General features: G+C 44.9%; 14 protein-coding genes. 6 read left to right on the top strand and 8 right to left on the bottom strand.

Annotated features, from left to right (window positions below):
* Positions 1-49 precede the first annotated feature (49 nt).
* Complete coding sequence (locus tag NL647_RS07320; RefSeq protein ID WP_017189597.1) at positions 50-796, bottom strand: flagellar brake protein; 747 nt, start codon at positions 794-796, stop codon at positions 50-52.
* A gap of 142 nt (positions 797-938) precedes the next feature.
* On the opposite strand from NL647_RS07320, the gene NL647_RS07315 reads away from it, so the two are divergent.
* Both NL647_RS07315 and NL647_RS07310 read left to right on the top strand, forming a co-directional pair.
* On the top strand, positions 939-1,214 hold the full coding sequence (locus NL647_RS07315) for a GNAT family N-acetyltransferase (RefSeq protein WP_009701951.1): 276 nt from the start codon (positions 939-941) through the stop codon (positions 1,212-1,214).
* Entirely contained in the window at positions 1,214-2,203 is a 990-nt protein-coding gene (locus NL647_RS07310) for a phosphotransferase (RefSeq protein WP_017818498.1), read from the top strand. The genes NL647_RS07315 and NL647_RS07310 overlap by 1 nt, the downstream gene beginning before the upstream one ends.
* A 91-nt stretch (positions 2,204-2,294) precedes the next feature.
* Here the strand turns inward: NL647_RS07310 and NL647_RS07305 are convergent, their stop codons facing one another.
* Positions 2,295-2,795 (bottom strand): GNAT family N-acetyltransferase, encoded by a 501-nt coding sequence (locus NL647_RS07305; RefSeq protein WP_005452898.1) that lies wholly within the window; start codon positions 2,793-2,795, stop codon positions 2,295-2,297.
* Between the two features lie 682 nt (positions 2,796-3,477).
* Between NL647_RS07305 and napG the strand changes: the two genes are divergently transcribed.
* Positions 3,478-4,248 (top strand): ferredoxin-type protein NapG, encoded by a 771-nt coding sequence (gene napG, locus NL647_RS07300; RefSeq protein ID WP_005452896.1) that lies wholly within the window; start codon positions 3,478-3,480, stop codon positions 4,246-4,248.
* The gene (gene napH, locus NL647_RS07295) at positions 4,248-5,102 is read left to right on the top strand and encodes a quinol dehydrogenase ferredoxin subunit NapH (RefSeq protein ID WP_045486394.1); all 855 of its coding nucleotides are present in this window, start codon (positions 4,248-4,250) and stop codon (positions 5,100-5,102) included. Before napG ends, napH begins: the two co-directional genes overlap by 1 nt.
* Positions 5,103-5,153: 51 nt before the next feature.
* On the opposite strand, the gene NL647_RS07290 is transcribed toward napH, so the two are convergent.
* On the bottom strand, positions 5,154-5,897 hold the full coding sequence (locus NL647_RS07290; RefSeq protein ID WP_253649912.1) for a metalloregulator ArsR/SmtB family transcription factor: 744 nt from the start codon (positions 5,895-5,897) through the stop codon (positions 5,154-5,156).
* 347 nt (positions 5,898-6,244) lie between these two features.
* Here NL647_RS07290 and NL647_RS07285 point away from each other — a divergent pair, with 347 nt between their 5' ends.
* On the top strand, positions 6,245-7,426 hold the full coding sequence (locus tag NL647_RS07285; protein ID WP_009697882.1) for an MFS transporter: 1,182 nt from the start codon (positions 6,245-6,247) through the stop codon (positions 7,424-7,426).
* Between the two features lie 87 nt (positions 7,427-7,513).
* On the opposite strand, the gene NL647_RS07280 is transcribed toward NL647_RS07285, so the two are convergent.
* The 5 genes from NL647_RS07280 to NL647_RS07260 all read right to left on the bottom strand — a co-directional run bounded on the left by NL647_RS07280 (position 7,514) and on the right by NL647_RS07260 (position 12,489).
* Positions 7,514-8,353 (bottom strand): energy-coupling factor transporter transmembrane protein EcfT, encoded by an 840-nt coding sequence (locus NL647_RS07280; RefSeq protein ID WP_253649911.1) that lies wholly within the window; start codon positions 8,351-8,353, stop codon positions 7,514-7,516.
* On the bottom strand, positions 8,350-10,107 hold the full coding sequence (locus tag NL647_RS07275; RefSeq protein WP_253649910.1) for an ABC transporter ATP-binding protein: 1,758 nt from the start codon (positions 10,105-10,107) through the stop codon (positions 8,350-8,352). The genes NL647_RS07280 and NL647_RS07275 overlap by 4 nt, the downstream gene beginning before the upstream one ends.
* Positions 10,108-10,113: 6 nt before the next feature.
* Positions 10,114-10,662, bottom strand: coding sequence for an ECF-type riboflavin transporter substrate-binding protein (locus NL647_RS07270; protein WP_005452889.1), 549 nt, complete (start codon positions 10,660-10,662; stop codon positions 10,114-10,116).
* A gap of 310 nt (positions 10,663-10,972) precedes the next feature.
* Complete coding sequence (locus NL647_RS07265) at positions 10,973-12,103, bottom strand: HlyD family secretion protein (RefSeq protein WP_005452888.1); 1,131 nt, start codon at positions 12,101-12,103, stop codon at positions 10,973-10,975.
* Entirely contained in the window at positions 12,103-12,489 is a 387-nt protein-coding gene (locus NL647_RS07260) for a DUF3302 domain-containing protein (protein WP_009697879.1), read from the bottom strand. The genes NL647_RS07265 and NL647_RS07260 overlap by 1 nt, the downstream gene beginning before the upstream one ends.
* Positions 12,490-12,635: 146 nt before the next feature.
* Between NL647_RS07260 and NL647_RS07255 the strand changes: the two genes are divergently transcribed.
* Positions 12,636-13,526 (top strand): DMT family transporter, encoded by an 891-nt coding sequence (locus tag NL647_RS07255; protein ID WP_114092097.1) that lies wholly within the window; start codon positions 12,636-12,638, stop codon positions 13,524-13,526.
* The last annotated feature ends 41 nt before the right edge of the window (positions 13,527-13,567 follow it).

The following is a 13,567-nucleotide window of genomic DNA, read 5'->3' as shown; positions in this document are numbered from 1 at the left end:
CAAAAGGCACCGACTATCGGTGCCTTTTTGTTTTGGGTGCTGAGGAGGGTTATCCCTTCAGCTTCAGTTTCGTGCCATCAAATTTAAGATGGCTCAATAGGTTCTTTGCATTTGCTTTGCCGAAGTCATCAAACTCCATGCCATATCGCGCATAATGTGTGGATTTCTGTAAGTTGCAGATTCGCCCTTTGAGTGGTGCGAGCATACGCCCATTCCCGGGCATCGCGATATCCAACGTGACAAGATCACCAACTTGAAGTGTTCGGCTCATCGGTGAAGTTACAAAGCGACAACCGCTTTTTGATAGATCTCGAATTTCGCACTCTGCACGGAATTGTTCAAACTGGAGTCGAGAGCGTAAGTTCACTTCATATCGCACTTCTTTTCTCAATTGGTAGACCTGCATGGTATTTGGCAAGCCTAAAACTAAGAGTGGATATGGGTCTCCAAGGCGATGTTGAAGTTGTGCTCGAAAAGGAATAACAGCGCCTTCACCACGGTGTGAATAAGCTTTCACGTTAATCCAAAATCCCTCTTGAAAATAAAACTTTAAATCGTCATCGGAGATATTTGGGATCTCAATTAGCGCGGTATTGTTGGAATGACAGCCCATAAAGGTGCTGGTGGTGATGAACTTAGTCCCCACGGGCGTCGTAACATTCAATGTCACTTCACTACCGTGCTCCACCATTGCCATTGCATCAGTGCTGTTTAATGTTGTTGCCTGACGTTCAGGTGCATTTTTGCTTGGCTGAGACGAACGATTGTCCCTTGCACTCGTCATCATATTTCTCATTATTATTGTCGTACCTAATGTGAGAAGACGTTTCGCGCTATGTTATGGTAATACTAAATTACTAGACTATTGCGTGGATATCATTCTATGCAGTCGCATAGCGAGTTTCAATAAAGCACAAGTGAAAAGTGGGGCACGGATAATGCAGAAAGTGACACAAGACACAACAAGCCAAATTTTTTGGGTCGATTTGGAGGAAAACCACAAAGCGAAAGTGGTTTATAAGCTCGATGGGCAAGAGATGCATATCATTTCAACGCTTATTCCTGAAGAAGTAAGAGGGAAGGGGTATGGCAAAGTGATGATGGAAGCTGTTTTACCAGAGATCGAAGCGCAAGGTTATCGCATTGTACCCGTTTGCCCATACGTGATTAAATACATGGCAACGCACCCTGAATGGGCACATTTACTCGCATAATGGAGCCAATGAATAATCCGCTTTATCAGAACATCGGTGACGAGCTAGCGCTTGGCACTTTAGAGCACATCGATGTGATTCAATCTTTATGGGGCGGTTATGGGGAGTTAGTTCGACTGACTTTTCCAGACCGTTCCGTTATCGTAAAACACGTCAAATTACCAAGACCGTCACAACATCCGAGAGGGTGGAATACAGACCGCTCGCATCAACGTAAACTGCATTCTTATCAAGTTGAAGTGAGTTGGTATCAGCACTTCAGCCAACCTGTTGATGAACGTTGTCGAATTCCACAAGGATTGAAGTGCTTTCAGAATGAAACAGAGTGGTTGATTGTGATGGAAGATCTGGCTCTGGCGGGTTATCCAAACGTCGTCAAAGACGCGACCAAAGGTCAGTTAAAAGCTTGCTTGACGTGGTTAGCCAACTTTCATGCGCGCCATATTGGGGGGCGCCATGATGAACTTTGGCAAACCGGAACCTACTGGCATTTGCAAACGCGACCGGATGAATTGGTTGCGTTACAAGATAATAGGCTCAAGCAACGCGCGGAGAGCATTGACCAAACGTTGCGTCAGGCTCGGTTTCAAACCTTAGTGCATGGTGATGCCAAGCTGGCAAACTTTTGTTTTAACGAACAAGGCTCAGCGGCGGCAGCGGTAGACTTCCAGTACGTGGGGCATGGCTGTGCGATGAAAGATGTTGCGTTGTTTATGAGCAGTGCAATCGAGCCGAGTCAGTGTACTGAGATGGAGTCTTGGGTGTTAGATAACTATTTTTCTGCGTTAACGAATGCGCTGAATCACTACCAGCCCGACCTTGATAACAACGTCGTCGAGCAAGAATGGCGACCATTGTTCGCACTTGCTTGGGCTGATTTTCAACGATTTGTGAAAGGATGGAGTCCAGAGCACTGGAAAATTAATCCCTATACGGAATCACTCACCAAACGCGCCCTCGATGAGCTCGATTTAGGTTCTCACCAGTAAATAAAAACTCCCAGGAAATTGCTGCGTTATACCCAAGCACCTTTAGGTTACTTGGGTATTGGTGCTTTGGGAGGTTTATCGTTAGTGTTGGTTAGTTTTTCGGTTTTTTGATGCGAGCCATACTGTAAGTATTTATAAACTCACCATCACGAAAAGATGCATCGACAAACTCGCCTTCTATCTCGAAGCCATGTTTTTTGTACAAGCCAATGGCTGCCTCATTGTCTGAGTTTACTTCAATATGTATGCGTCTTACATTCAACCAATTATCCGCCAACTCGGTGACCGTGCTGATCAATGCGCTGCCAACCCCTAAACCGTGGTACTTATCATGAACACCAATACCAAATGATGCGGTATGTGATGTTCTTGGACGCTGTGAGTGATGAAAGCCTATATTTCCGACTACTTTGCCATCGATCTCTGCGACATAGCTATACACACCTGCTGGTATTTTCGATAACCGTTCGACCCACATAGCGACAGATGGCTTAGGGAGTTGCAGGGTTTCACGTTGTGCTTTTGGTTGTGAATAAATTTCGACTAGCGCAGCAGCGTCTTCAACAGTGGTTGGACGAACGATAATTTCCATGCTTCTCTCCTTTGTAGTTTTTTGGAATTAACTTCAATCTAACGAGAGAATTCTGTTTTGAATAGCATTTTTTGAACTTTATAGGCTAAACCGCTTTTAATTTAGTGGGTTATCGAGTGCTTATTTCAACTTTTTATAGTGAATTATCATTGAAAACACCAATGAGAGTGATTTTGTGTTGAATTTTTATACTAAAGAACTTCACCTTTATGGGGAATAATGGTGAAGTTGCATACCCAAGTAACCTTGAGATGCTTGGTTCCGCGAGAATGACTTGGTTTGTAGATGCGGCGGCGATTTAAAGGTCTAGTGGGTCTAAATCAAGAATCAACAACAAAGTATATAAGCCAAGGCCCTTACTATTTGCAAAGAGTGCCCTTAGGGAGGGGGCATTGACTCGATCTCTGCTTCAAACAACTTGGAAAGAGCTCGCCGTTCCAAGTTGTTTTCCTTGACCTCGAATCAATGACAACGCTCTGAGTCCAGCATCTTGAAGTTGCTTGGGTATATTGATCGAAATAAAGCCATTTCACCAAAATGTGAACTGGGTATCTGCAACGAGTTGATTTTAATCAAGACAGGTTGGAGTTACCTCTTATGGGGTATGGGGAGACCGCCTTTTTAACGCTATTTATGCTTAACTTATTTAAGAGCAATTAGAGCGTAGTTGAGGAATATAATAATGAAATCCTCTCAATCAAAAGTCTCGCAAAGTCGGCGACGATTCCTGCGTGACACCGCACGCACTGCGGCTGGTGTTGGTGCTGCGGCTTGTGTTCTTGGCTTGCAGTCAATGCAAAGCCAAGCGCGAGAAACTAAAGGCGTACCGATTCGACCTCCTGGCGCGTTACCTGAAGGTGAATTTGAATCGGCTTGCATCCGTTGCGGCTTGTGCGTTCAAGCATGCCCTTACGACACGTTAAAGCTTGCTAGTTTACTGTCTCCTGTCGCAACAGGTTCTCCTTACTTCACTGCGCGTGATATTCCATGCGAAATGTGCGAAGACATCCCTTGCGTCGTCGCTTGCCCAAGCGGGGCTTTAGACCATGATTTAACGGACATTGACGATGCAAGAATGGGAACGGCTGTGCTTATTGACCATGAAACCTGCCTCAACTGGCAAGGTTTACGCTGTGATGTTTGTTACCGCGTATGCCCGCTGATTGATGAAGCGATAACGCTAGAAAACATCCGAAATGATCGAACGGGTTATCACGCTAAATTGATTCCAACGGTTAATTCTGATGTGTGCACTGGTTGTGGTAAGTGTGAGCAAGCATGTGTGCTAGATGTTGCGGCGATTAAAGTTGTTCCAACAGATTTAGCCAAGGGCAAAGTTGGTAGTCACTACAATTTTGGCTGGCAAGAAATCGACAAGCCGCTAGAAAACGTATTGCCTGAAGAAACACCTGTGCCTAGTGGTGCTCTAGAGTCGCTTAAAGGAGGTCAGTGATGGCCAAGAATTTAGCGCAAGATGCTGGCAAAGAAGCTGTCGAGAAGCTTGGCTGGTGGCAAGCGCATCGTTTTCTTATTGTTCGCCGATTGTGCCAATTGACGATCATTGCTCTGTTTATGGCCGGTCCCACATGGGGCATTCTGCAAGGTAACTTATCTTCGAGTATGTTGCTTAATACAGTGCCGTTAAGCGATCCTCTGATTGTTCTCCAATCGCTGGCGACAGGTCATATCCCAGAGTTTAATGCTCTGCTAGGGGTTGTGATTGTCTTAGTTTTTTACGCGATTCTTGCCCCGAGAGCGTTTTGTGCTTGGGTGTGCCCTTTGAACATTGTCACAGACTTTGCGGCGTGGTTGCGCAGAAAGCTTAACCTTAAAGCGAGCTACCGTTGGTCGCCGAACATCCGTTATTGGTTGATCCCTGCTCTAATGCTTGGCAGTGCGATATCAGGTTCTGTACTTTGGACATGGTTGGACCCCGTCGCCGCCCTTCATCGAGGCTTAGTCTTTGGCATGGGTGCTGGATGGGTATTGATACTACTTGTGTTTGTGCTGGATTTACTCTTGGTTGAGCATGGTTGGTGTGGTCACTTGTGCCCTCTGGGAGCAATGTATGGCGTAATTGGTAGTAAGAGTTTGTTGCGAGTGACGGCTGTTCGTCGAGAAGATTGTACCAAATGCATGGACTGTTTTTATGTATGTCCTGAACCAGATATTCTGCGCCAACCCCTCAAAGAAGGTGACCGACGAGTCATGGATCAAACTTGTATGAGCTGCGGTCGATGCTTAGATGTGTGCCCTGAAAAAGTGTTTGAATTCCAAAACCGACTCAAGGTGAAGAACATTGATTAGTGGTCCAGTTAAGCTGACGCTAGGAAAGGTGGACCACTAAAAGAAGTGAAATCACTCTGGATTCTGGAGTGATTTCAGACGTGTTTTTTCAATATTGATGATACCAGGATTACCGACACGCACCGTTTGCAACAGATGCTTAATCCACATTGGTAGCGATGGTGAGAGACGATAATGAATCCAAAGCCCATGGCGTGTGTCTTTTAAAAACGTGGTATCACGCAGTAATGCCAAGTGGCGAGATACCTTTGGTTGGCTCTCATTTAGTGCGTTTTTAAGATCAGTCACCGTCAGATCTTGCTCATCTTCCAGCAACATCAAAATTTTCAGACGCAAGGGATCGCTCATCAGTTTGAAGAAACTGCTTGGGTCCACATGACTGGTGTTTTCTTCGCTATTTAACAACAAAAACAAGCTAATACGTTCGACCAACTCTTTTGCCGTATTCTGGAATGGTTGAATACCATCAAGCGGTTTTGGGTCGGTAAGATTCCAGTGCAGTTGGTCGATATCTTGTTCGAAGATGACACATTCGTCTTTTGCGTTATCGCACAGTGTGATAACGAAGTCGTAGTGATTGTCTTCGACTTCTGCGTAATCTTTTGAGCGTAAACCTTTGCCACTCATTCCATGGCTTTGTAATACCTCAAATACTCTTTCATCGACCTCATTAGGATGAAGACCTGCGCTGTCCGCATGAAACAACTCCTCCGCCATGTGATTGAAAATTGCCTCGGCAAGTTGCGAGCGCGCGGAGTTACCTGTGCAAAGGAACAAAACTTGTTTTTTCATCATATCAAATTAGGAATTGCAGAGACTTACGTCAAAATGAACGTTGATTGGCACAGTATAACCCTGCCGGTGTGTAACAAGAAGCACGTATCTTTCCTTTATCTCATCACCTATCTCTTCATCACGATGTTGCGGTTCAATGTTGGTGTCTAGAAATACGGAATAATTTTGTAAAATATACTTTAAAAATAGTCACATAAAATCGTTTGATAAACGAGGAGATGAATCTGCTTCTTAAGCTAACATGATGAAATAAAAAAGAAAGCCAAGCTAACGAGGAAATAATAATGATATTGCGAATTTGTTACATTTGGCGGTATGATGGCGGCTTCATATTCTAAGGACACATCATGAGCACGTCACCGAAAAGCTGGAGAACACCACAAAACTTTCTTCTGCTGATTTCTATTATCGTTCCTATCGCCTTCTCGACTTGGATGGCGCTGTTAAATAACTTTGTCATTGAAAAAGCTAACTTTGATGGCGCAGATATCGGGTTACTACAGAGCGTGCGAGAAATCCCTGGCTTTCTAGCCTTTACCGTCGTATTTGTATTGCTGTTTATTCGTGAGCAGCGCTTTATGTTGGTGTCGTTGGCAATGCTGACGTTAGGGACGGCAATAACAGGTTACTTCCCATCTTTATTTGGACTTCTTTTTACTACCCTGTTGATGTCGACGGGCTTCCACTACTTTGAAACGTTAAAGCAATCTTTGTCGCTGCAGTGGCTCTCTAAAGAAGAGGCGCCAGAGATGCTGGGTAAATTCATCTCGGTTGGTGCGTTGGCTTCACTCTTTACTTACGGTGCGATTTGGGTGTTGTTAGAGCAACTTAAGTTCGATTTCAAAACCGTTTACCTACTTGCTGGGGGGATTGGTTTTGTCTTGATTATCGTGATGGCGTTTGCTTTCCCTGAGTTTAAAACCGAAGTACCACAAAATAAGAAGCTGGTTTTACGTAAGCGTTACTGGTTGTATTACGCTCTGACTTTTATGAGCGGGGCGCGTCGCCAAATTTTCACCGTATTTGCTGGCTTTTTGATGGTAGAGAAGTTCGGTTATTCGGCTGCGGACATTACGTTACTTTTCCTTATTAACTACGTCTTTAACTTTTTGTTTGCTAAACGTATTGGACGTTTTATCGGCGCTGTTGGTGAGCGTAAGGCTTTGATGTTCGAATACGTTGGTTTGATTTTTGTTTTTGTTGGCTATGGTTTGGTTCAAACAGCGGAATGGGCAGCTGCGCTTTACGTTATTGATCATCTGTTCTTCGCGTTAGCATTGGCGATCAAAACGTATTTTCAAAAGATTGCCGATCCTGCCGATATGGCTTCAACTGCCGGCGTGGCGTTTACGATTAACCACATTGCAGCTGTCGTCATCCCAGTTACTTTCGGGGTGATTTGGTTGGTATCGCCATCAAGCGTATTTTATATAGGCGCAGGCATGGCGGCGGTGAGCCTGTTGCTTTCGTTGAACATCCCAGCCAAGCCGCAAGAGGGCAATGAAACACGCGTGTTGAGATGGAACTGAGTTAGTGCTCACTTCTCAATAAATGAGATGTTAGATACAAGAATGGGATGCTGCGGCATCCCATTTTTTATTGTTAGTGTTGCGGTATTACAGCGGATACCAGAACAGTTGAGCGTCTAATACTCGTTTAGCGATTGCTGCCGCAACAATAACAGCGATGCCCGCCATACACAGCATGTCTGCTTTAGTTAGCGGTTTTAAGCTATACCAAGTGCGAGATGAGTGACGACCAAAACCACGTAATGTCATTGCATTGGAGATTTGGTCTGCGCGATCTAGGCTAGAGAAAATCAACGGCCCCAGAATCTTGGCGACATTCTTCATTCGAGCAAACAACGGTGCTTTCTTACTAAGTTCTACGCCACGAGCTTGTTGTGCATGCATGATATTTACAAAGTCTTTCTTCACCTCAGGTAAGTATCGTAAGGTCAAACTGACGGCATAAGCGATTTTGTAAGGCACTCCCAAACGGTTCAAACTTGCCGCAAACTCAGTAGGATGTGTCGTAAACACAAACACCAAAGCGATAGGGAACATACTGAAGTATTTCAGCGTTACCGTTACAAGGTAAAACAAGGTTTCCTGAGTCAGGGAGTAGTTACCTGGCAATGAGAATAAAACGGTCGTTGACCCCATGTACTCAGTGCCTTGTTGTGGGGCTAATGCAAACATAAACAATGCGTTGATAAGCAATACACTACCTGTACCAATTAACAATGGCTTGTATACGTGGAATGGCACCTTAGTCATTTTGAGCAGGGCAAGACCGACAATGATCAATAACGCGATGATGCGTAAATCGAATGTCGTCAGCACTACTGTCACCCAAGCGATAAACATCAAGAACTTAGTGATGCCATTCAGCTTGTGCAGTGGCGACTGTGTATCAATATAGTTGATACCAAACTTCATTTTGTTGTCTTTCATGCCACTACTTTCTCAACGTTTTCTCTTGCTTGAACGGTAATCTCAGCTTCGGTTTTGTTTGCACGCCTCGCTTTCTCTACATCGATAAAGTGCTGCATAAAGCCGTTCGTATTCTCAATATTCAACTTGGTTGCGAGTTCATACAAACTGGTGGTCGTTAAGTTTGCTTGATCTAACAGTGCAGGGGCGCTGAAAACCGCCGTCATCGGCGCGTCAGCAATGAGTTTGCTGTCGGCAATCACGATGGAACGAGTGGTGTACTCCAAGACTAAATGCATGTCATGAGAGATTATCATCACGGTGATGCCGAGTTCTCTGTTGAGTTTCTCGATAAAGCTCAGCATCGATGTGTAGTTGCGGTAATCTTGACCAGCAGTAGGCTCATCAAGAATCAATAGCTCAGGTTCTAGCACCAAAATAGATGCAATGGTTACGCGTTTTTTCTGACCGTAGCTAAGAGCTTCAATTGGCCAATGACGGTATTTACTGAGACCACATAACTCTAAGACTTCGAGTACTTTCACTTCGACTTGTTTCTCTTCAACACCACGGTTGCGCAGACCAAATGCCACTTCATCAAAAATCATGTGATGTGAAATCATATGATTTGGGTTTTGCATGACTACGCCAACCTTTTGGCTGCGTTCGAAGATGGAGAGTTCACTAAGGTCTTGACCATTTAGCGACATCGAGCCTTGATCAGCTTCGATAACGCCCATCACCAACTTTGTTATCGTCGATTTACCAGAACCATTTTTTCCCAAAACAGAAACGAACTCGCCACGTTTAACATCAAAGCTGACGTTTTCGAGGGCATTTTTCTCGCCGTCATAAGAATAGGTTAAGTTACGCACTTCTAGCAGTGAGTCGAGTGGGGCGGCTATTGAAGTCTCTTGTGAAGTGTTAAACCAAGAGTCGACAGCTGCTTGGTACTGAGCCAGTGGCAACGTATCTAGGCTTGATGGTTTCGCGTCACCTTCAATCGCGCAGCCCGCTTCTTTCAATGCAGAAAGATACAGAGGTTCACGAATGCCATATTCTTCCAGCAATGGGGACGCCAAAATTGCATCAGGTGTTGTATCGGCGATGATCTCACCACTTTCCATCAAAATAACGCGATCGACAGAACGGTGCAGCACATCCTCAAGACGATGCTCGATAATGATGATGGTTTTCCCTGTTTCACGGTGCAAGTCATCGATGATTTCAATGGTCTTTTTACCGGTTTTCGGGTCGAGTGCCGCTAGAGGCTCGTCAAACAGTAGGATATCGACATCGTCCACCAAAATACCAGCTAAAGAAACACGCTGCTTCTGACCACCAGATAGATCATGAGGGGAGCGGTTTAGCATTTGTTCTAGGTCGACCATTTTCGCCGTTGCTTTGACTAACGGGTACATGTCGATGTTAGAAGTGAGCTGGTTTTCTAGTGCAAACGCGATGTCTTCGCCGATGCTTAACCCAACAAATTGGCTATCTGTATCTTGTAAAACGGTGCCAACTTGCTCGGTGTATTGGTGCATGTCAAAAGGGGTTGTGTCTTGACCATTGATGGTCAGTTTGCCACTGTTCTCCCCTTTGATTGCGTGTGGGATTAGTCCGTTAAGACATTGGCCAAGGGTAGATTTACCACTACCACTTGGACCGATAATGACGATTTTCTCTCCTTTCTCTATCCTTAGATTGATATTTTTTAGCGTCGGTTTGTCCAGCGACTCATATCTAAAAGAGAAGTTAGAAAATTCGATTGTCATTCGACATTAAGCCTCTGTTAAGTTGCGGCTTTGCTTGTTACGTTTTGCGACAGACTTAAGAATGAAGAAGCCCACAATAGCAATAAGAATGGTGTTACCAGCTGCAATGATAGATAGCTGAGTAAATACCTTAGTGAACGGTTCTGCGTACAAGATGGTGTCTAGGAAGGCTGAGCAACCGTAACCAAATACGTTACCCAATAGAGCAAGTACCACGAACAACACAAAGTCTTTCATATTGAAATCACCTTTCTCCAAGCGGTTGCGCGTCAGAGAAGGGAAAAGACCGATAATTAAACCGACAATACCTGAACCAAGTACCCAAGTAAGCCATACCCCCCAACCTGCGAACAGGTCAGTGACCCAGTGGCCAATAAAGCCAACCAAGAAGCCCACAAGAGGACCGAATAGTACTGAGAACAATGCTAATACCGCCATTGCTGGTTTTAGCGTCGTGTTTGCAAATACTGGAATACCGAACATTGGCAGACCACCGATGCCGTACAATGCAGCACCGATTGCAATAACCACAACGGTTTTAGCGGAAAGATTCATAGATAACCTCAGTTCAATTGTCGATTTTAAAGAACGTTCACTTGCTTTTTTGTATAGCGCTGATTGTGTAACAAAGTTAAGAAACAACCAAGCTGCTTATTGTTTGCTCTGTTTTTCTTCAAGAAATGTGTGATTGGATTCACGCACTCTATTGACTGGCTTAGTTTTTCAGCAAGCATCAAAAATAAGGCGCGCATTATACAGAATATTGATAAAAGTGGGAATGCTATCTGTCTGGATGGCTAGAATGAAATCAGGGGCTAACTGTCAGCCCCTGATTACACTTTTTAATGCGATTTTTATCGATAAATTAATGGTCTAAGTATAGGTAGTTTTGCCAGCTCTTCATTCGAATGAGAACCTTACGCATGATGGAGACATGAGTGAAGCTGTCAGAATAAACGGCAACCTCTACCGCCGTACCCATAGGCAGGTGATATTCAGCAAGGTCATCGGTAATTTTCAGCGTCACGAATACACGACCGCTGGTACGCAATGCCTCTGTACCAAGCAGGGAGCCACGAGCTTGGAATTGGCTTTCGCCGATGGCTGGCAATACATCAACAACCTCACCTTTAAAGACTTTGCCCGGTAGCGCGCGGAACATAAATTCCGCTTCAAATCCCGGTTCTAAACGCTGTAGTGAGTTTTGGCGAAACGCAGCGGTATAGAGTTTATCTTCGGTATGAACAAAGGTCATCACTGGAGCAAGAGGCAATGGTACTGCCATAACACCAGGACGCAGTGCGAGCTGGGTAACATAGCCATCAGTAGGAGCTGTAACGACGGTCTGTTCTAGGTTGAACTCTGCTTGGCGAAGTTCTGCAAGCAATGAAGCGACTTGGGTGTTTTCACCACCCACTTCAGAATCCAGCGCGATTTGCGCTTGTTGTTGCTTAGATTGTGCGACTTCCAATGCGGCTTGTGCCGCTTTGTATGCTTGGCGTCGAGTATCCAATTGCTGCTCAGTGAATGCTCCGCGATCAAAACCGCGTTGATAACGGTCAAATTCTCGCTGTGCTTTGTCACGCTCGGCAAGCGCTTTGATAACCGCTGCTTCCGCTTCTTGCACGCCAGACTCAAGTCCAAGTGCACCTTGGCTTGCCTCTTTCACTTTTGCACGTAACTTATCGACTTCTGCTTGGAATGGAATCGGGTCGATACGGAAAAGAACGTCGCCTTTTTGTAGAGGTTGGTTTGGTTGTACAGGCACTTCAATGACGCGCCCACGAACGCCTGACACCACTGGTGTGGTAGAGAATACTTGATTACCAATTTGTGTGAACGGGTGGTTATAGTTCATCAACAAGATTAGTGTGCCGACCAATACAACGCCGCCAAGCACTGCGGTTGGCACTGTCCATTTGTTAAGTGGAATGTTAAAGATTTTGAAAATGGCGATACATAATGCGGCGTAAGTCAGAACCAGTAGTAAATCCATTATTGCTCCTCCTTACCTTGTTCTTTTTGTGCAGGAACACTTTGTGCAGGTTTTTGACCTTTGAGTGTTGAGACTTCTTTTTTCAATTCATTGACTTCGTCAATTAGCTCTTCGAGGCGATGATGGATATCATGCGTTTCTTGCTCAAGTTGTTTGAAACCCCATCCGCGTTCTTTGCGCCATAAGGTTGCCCAGATCCACAGAAATGGCCAAAGAGCATGAAGTGTGAAAAGACTGACCCAGCCTGCATAGTGAATGGCGTCTTGATGAGGGTGTTCACGTTCCTTCGCTATTTCATAAGGAATATCGTGAATGACAATGATCCCGTAGAAGATAACCAGAGCAACGAAAATGAGTAACCCAAGTGCAAAATAGTCTAGAAACATCTTACTTCCCTGTGCTTGTTGCTAAATAGAAAAACTTACGTAAATTAACTGTTTAAGTATTTGATAGAACAATAGGTGGATCAAGTAATTTATAATTTGATACACAGTTATTGAGAGATACGGCATGGAATACGAAGGAGTGAGTAGTGCATTATTCTGGTGAACTTGCCGCGATAAGTGCAGCCATCGTTTGGGCGGTTGCGACTTGGATTTACAGCCAATTCAGCCACCGATTTTCAGCAATGCAGTTGAACATAGTAAAAGGTGTGATCGCCTCAATGATGATGGTGGTTGTTATTCCTTTTCTACCTCAAGGTATACCTGCGTACATTGAGCCGTTACATCTCGCGGTGTTGGCAATTTCTGGTGTGATTGGTATTGCTGTTGGTGACAGTGCCTATTTTGCTGCATTAAAGCGCATTGGTCCGAACAAAACATTACTTTTAGAATCCCTTGCACCGCCTTTATCCGGCGTGCTTGCCATGGTTTTTCTTGGGTCTGAACTCACACTACAAAGTTGGCTGGGCGTGGTAGTGACCACGGTTGCGGTTACGTTTGTGGTATTTCAACCATCAACCTCGGGAGCGGCAACAAACTGGAGCGGTATCGGATTTGGGTTACTCGCGAGTGTGTGCCAAGCCTCAGGTGTGGTGATCTCTCACTATGCGTTGGTTGCGGGCGATCTTCCACCGCTGCTCGGTGCTCTCATTCGTCTTAGTATTGGCGTGTTGGCAGTGTGTTTGGTGGTGAAAATTGTCGAACCGGCGCCGTTTAGCAGCATTAAACAGCACCTAAAAGCAATGGGCAACAAAGCGCTAGTTTGGCTGTTGTTGGCAATTTTCGTGGGGACATTTCTGGCATTATGGTTACAACAAATCGCGTTGAAATACGCTAACCCCGCCATTGCTCAGACGTTAATTGCAACCAGCCCACTGTTTATTTTGGTGATTTATGCTCTGCGAGGAGAAAAGGTCGGCGTGAAGAGTATCCTTGGTACATTAGTCGCACTTGGCGGTATTTCTTTGTTTTTTCTTTAAGCTTGTCATTCGGCTTATAAAAACGCCCCAGTTGTTGCTGG

It is taken from the genome of Vibrio sp. Y29_XK_CS5 (genome assembly GCF_024181835.1).
Taxonomy (GTDB): Bacteria; Pseudomonadota; Gammaproteobacteria; order Enterobacterales; family Vibrionaceae; genus Vibrio; species Vibrio harveyi.
The sequence above is the reverse complement of the archived record's forward strand: the minus strand, read 5'-3'. Positions and strand labels throughout refer to the sequence as shown.

Excerpts from the sequence above, each read along its gene's own strand:
- NL647_RS07320 (WP_017189597.1), bottom strand. The coding sequence starts at position 796 with ATGAGAAATATGATGACGAGTGCAAGGGACAATCGTTCGTCTCAGCCA.
- NL647_RS07315 (WP_009701951.1), top strand. The coding sequence starts at position 939 with ATGCAGAAAGTGACACAAGACACAACAAGCCAAATTTTTTGGGTCGAT.
- NL647_RS07310 (WP_017818498.1), top strand. The coding sequence starts at position 1,214 with ATGGAGCCAATGAATAATCCGCTTTATCAGAACATCGGTGACGAGCTA.
- NL647_RS07305 (WP_005452898.1), bottom strand. The coding sequence starts at position 2,795 with ATGGAAATTATCGTTCGTCCAACCACTGTTGAAGACGCTGCTGCGCTA.
- napG (WP_005452896.1), top strand. The coding sequence starts at position 3,478 with ATGAAATCCTCTCAATCAAAAGTCTCGCAAAGTCGGCGACGATTCCTG.
- napH (WP_045486394.1), top strand. The coding sequence starts at position 4,248 with ATGGCCAAGAATTTAGCGCAAGATGCTGGCAAAGAAGCTGTCGAGAAG.
- NL647_RS07290 (WP_253649912.1), bottom strand. The coding sequence starts at position 5,897 with ATGATGAAAAAACAAGTTTTGTTCCTTTGCACAGGTAACTCCGCGCGC.
- NL647_RS07285 (WP_009697882.1), top strand. The coding sequence starts at position 6,245 with ATGAGCACGTCACCGAAAAGCTGGAGAACACCACAAAACTTTCTTCTG.
- NL647_RS07280 (WP_253649911.1), bottom strand. The coding sequence starts at position 8,353 with ATGAAAGACAACAAAATGAAGTTTGGTATCAACTATATTGATACACAG.
- NL647_RS07275 (WP_253649910.1), bottom strand. The coding sequence starts at position 10,107 with ATGACAATCGAATTTTCTAACTTCTCTTTTAGATATGAGTCGCTGGAC.
- NL647_RS07270 (WP_005452889.1), bottom strand. The coding sequence starts at position 10,662 with ATGAATCTTTCCGCTAAAACCGTTGTGGTTATTGCAATCGGTGCTGCA.
- NL647_RS07265 (WP_005452888.1), bottom strand. The coding sequence starts at position 12,103 with ATGGATTTACTACTGGTTCTGACTTACGCCGCATTATGTATCGCCATT.
- NL647_RS07260 (WP_009697879.1), bottom strand. The coding sequence starts at position 12,489 with ATGTTTCTAGACTATTTTGCACTTGGGTTACTCATTTTCGTTGCTCTG.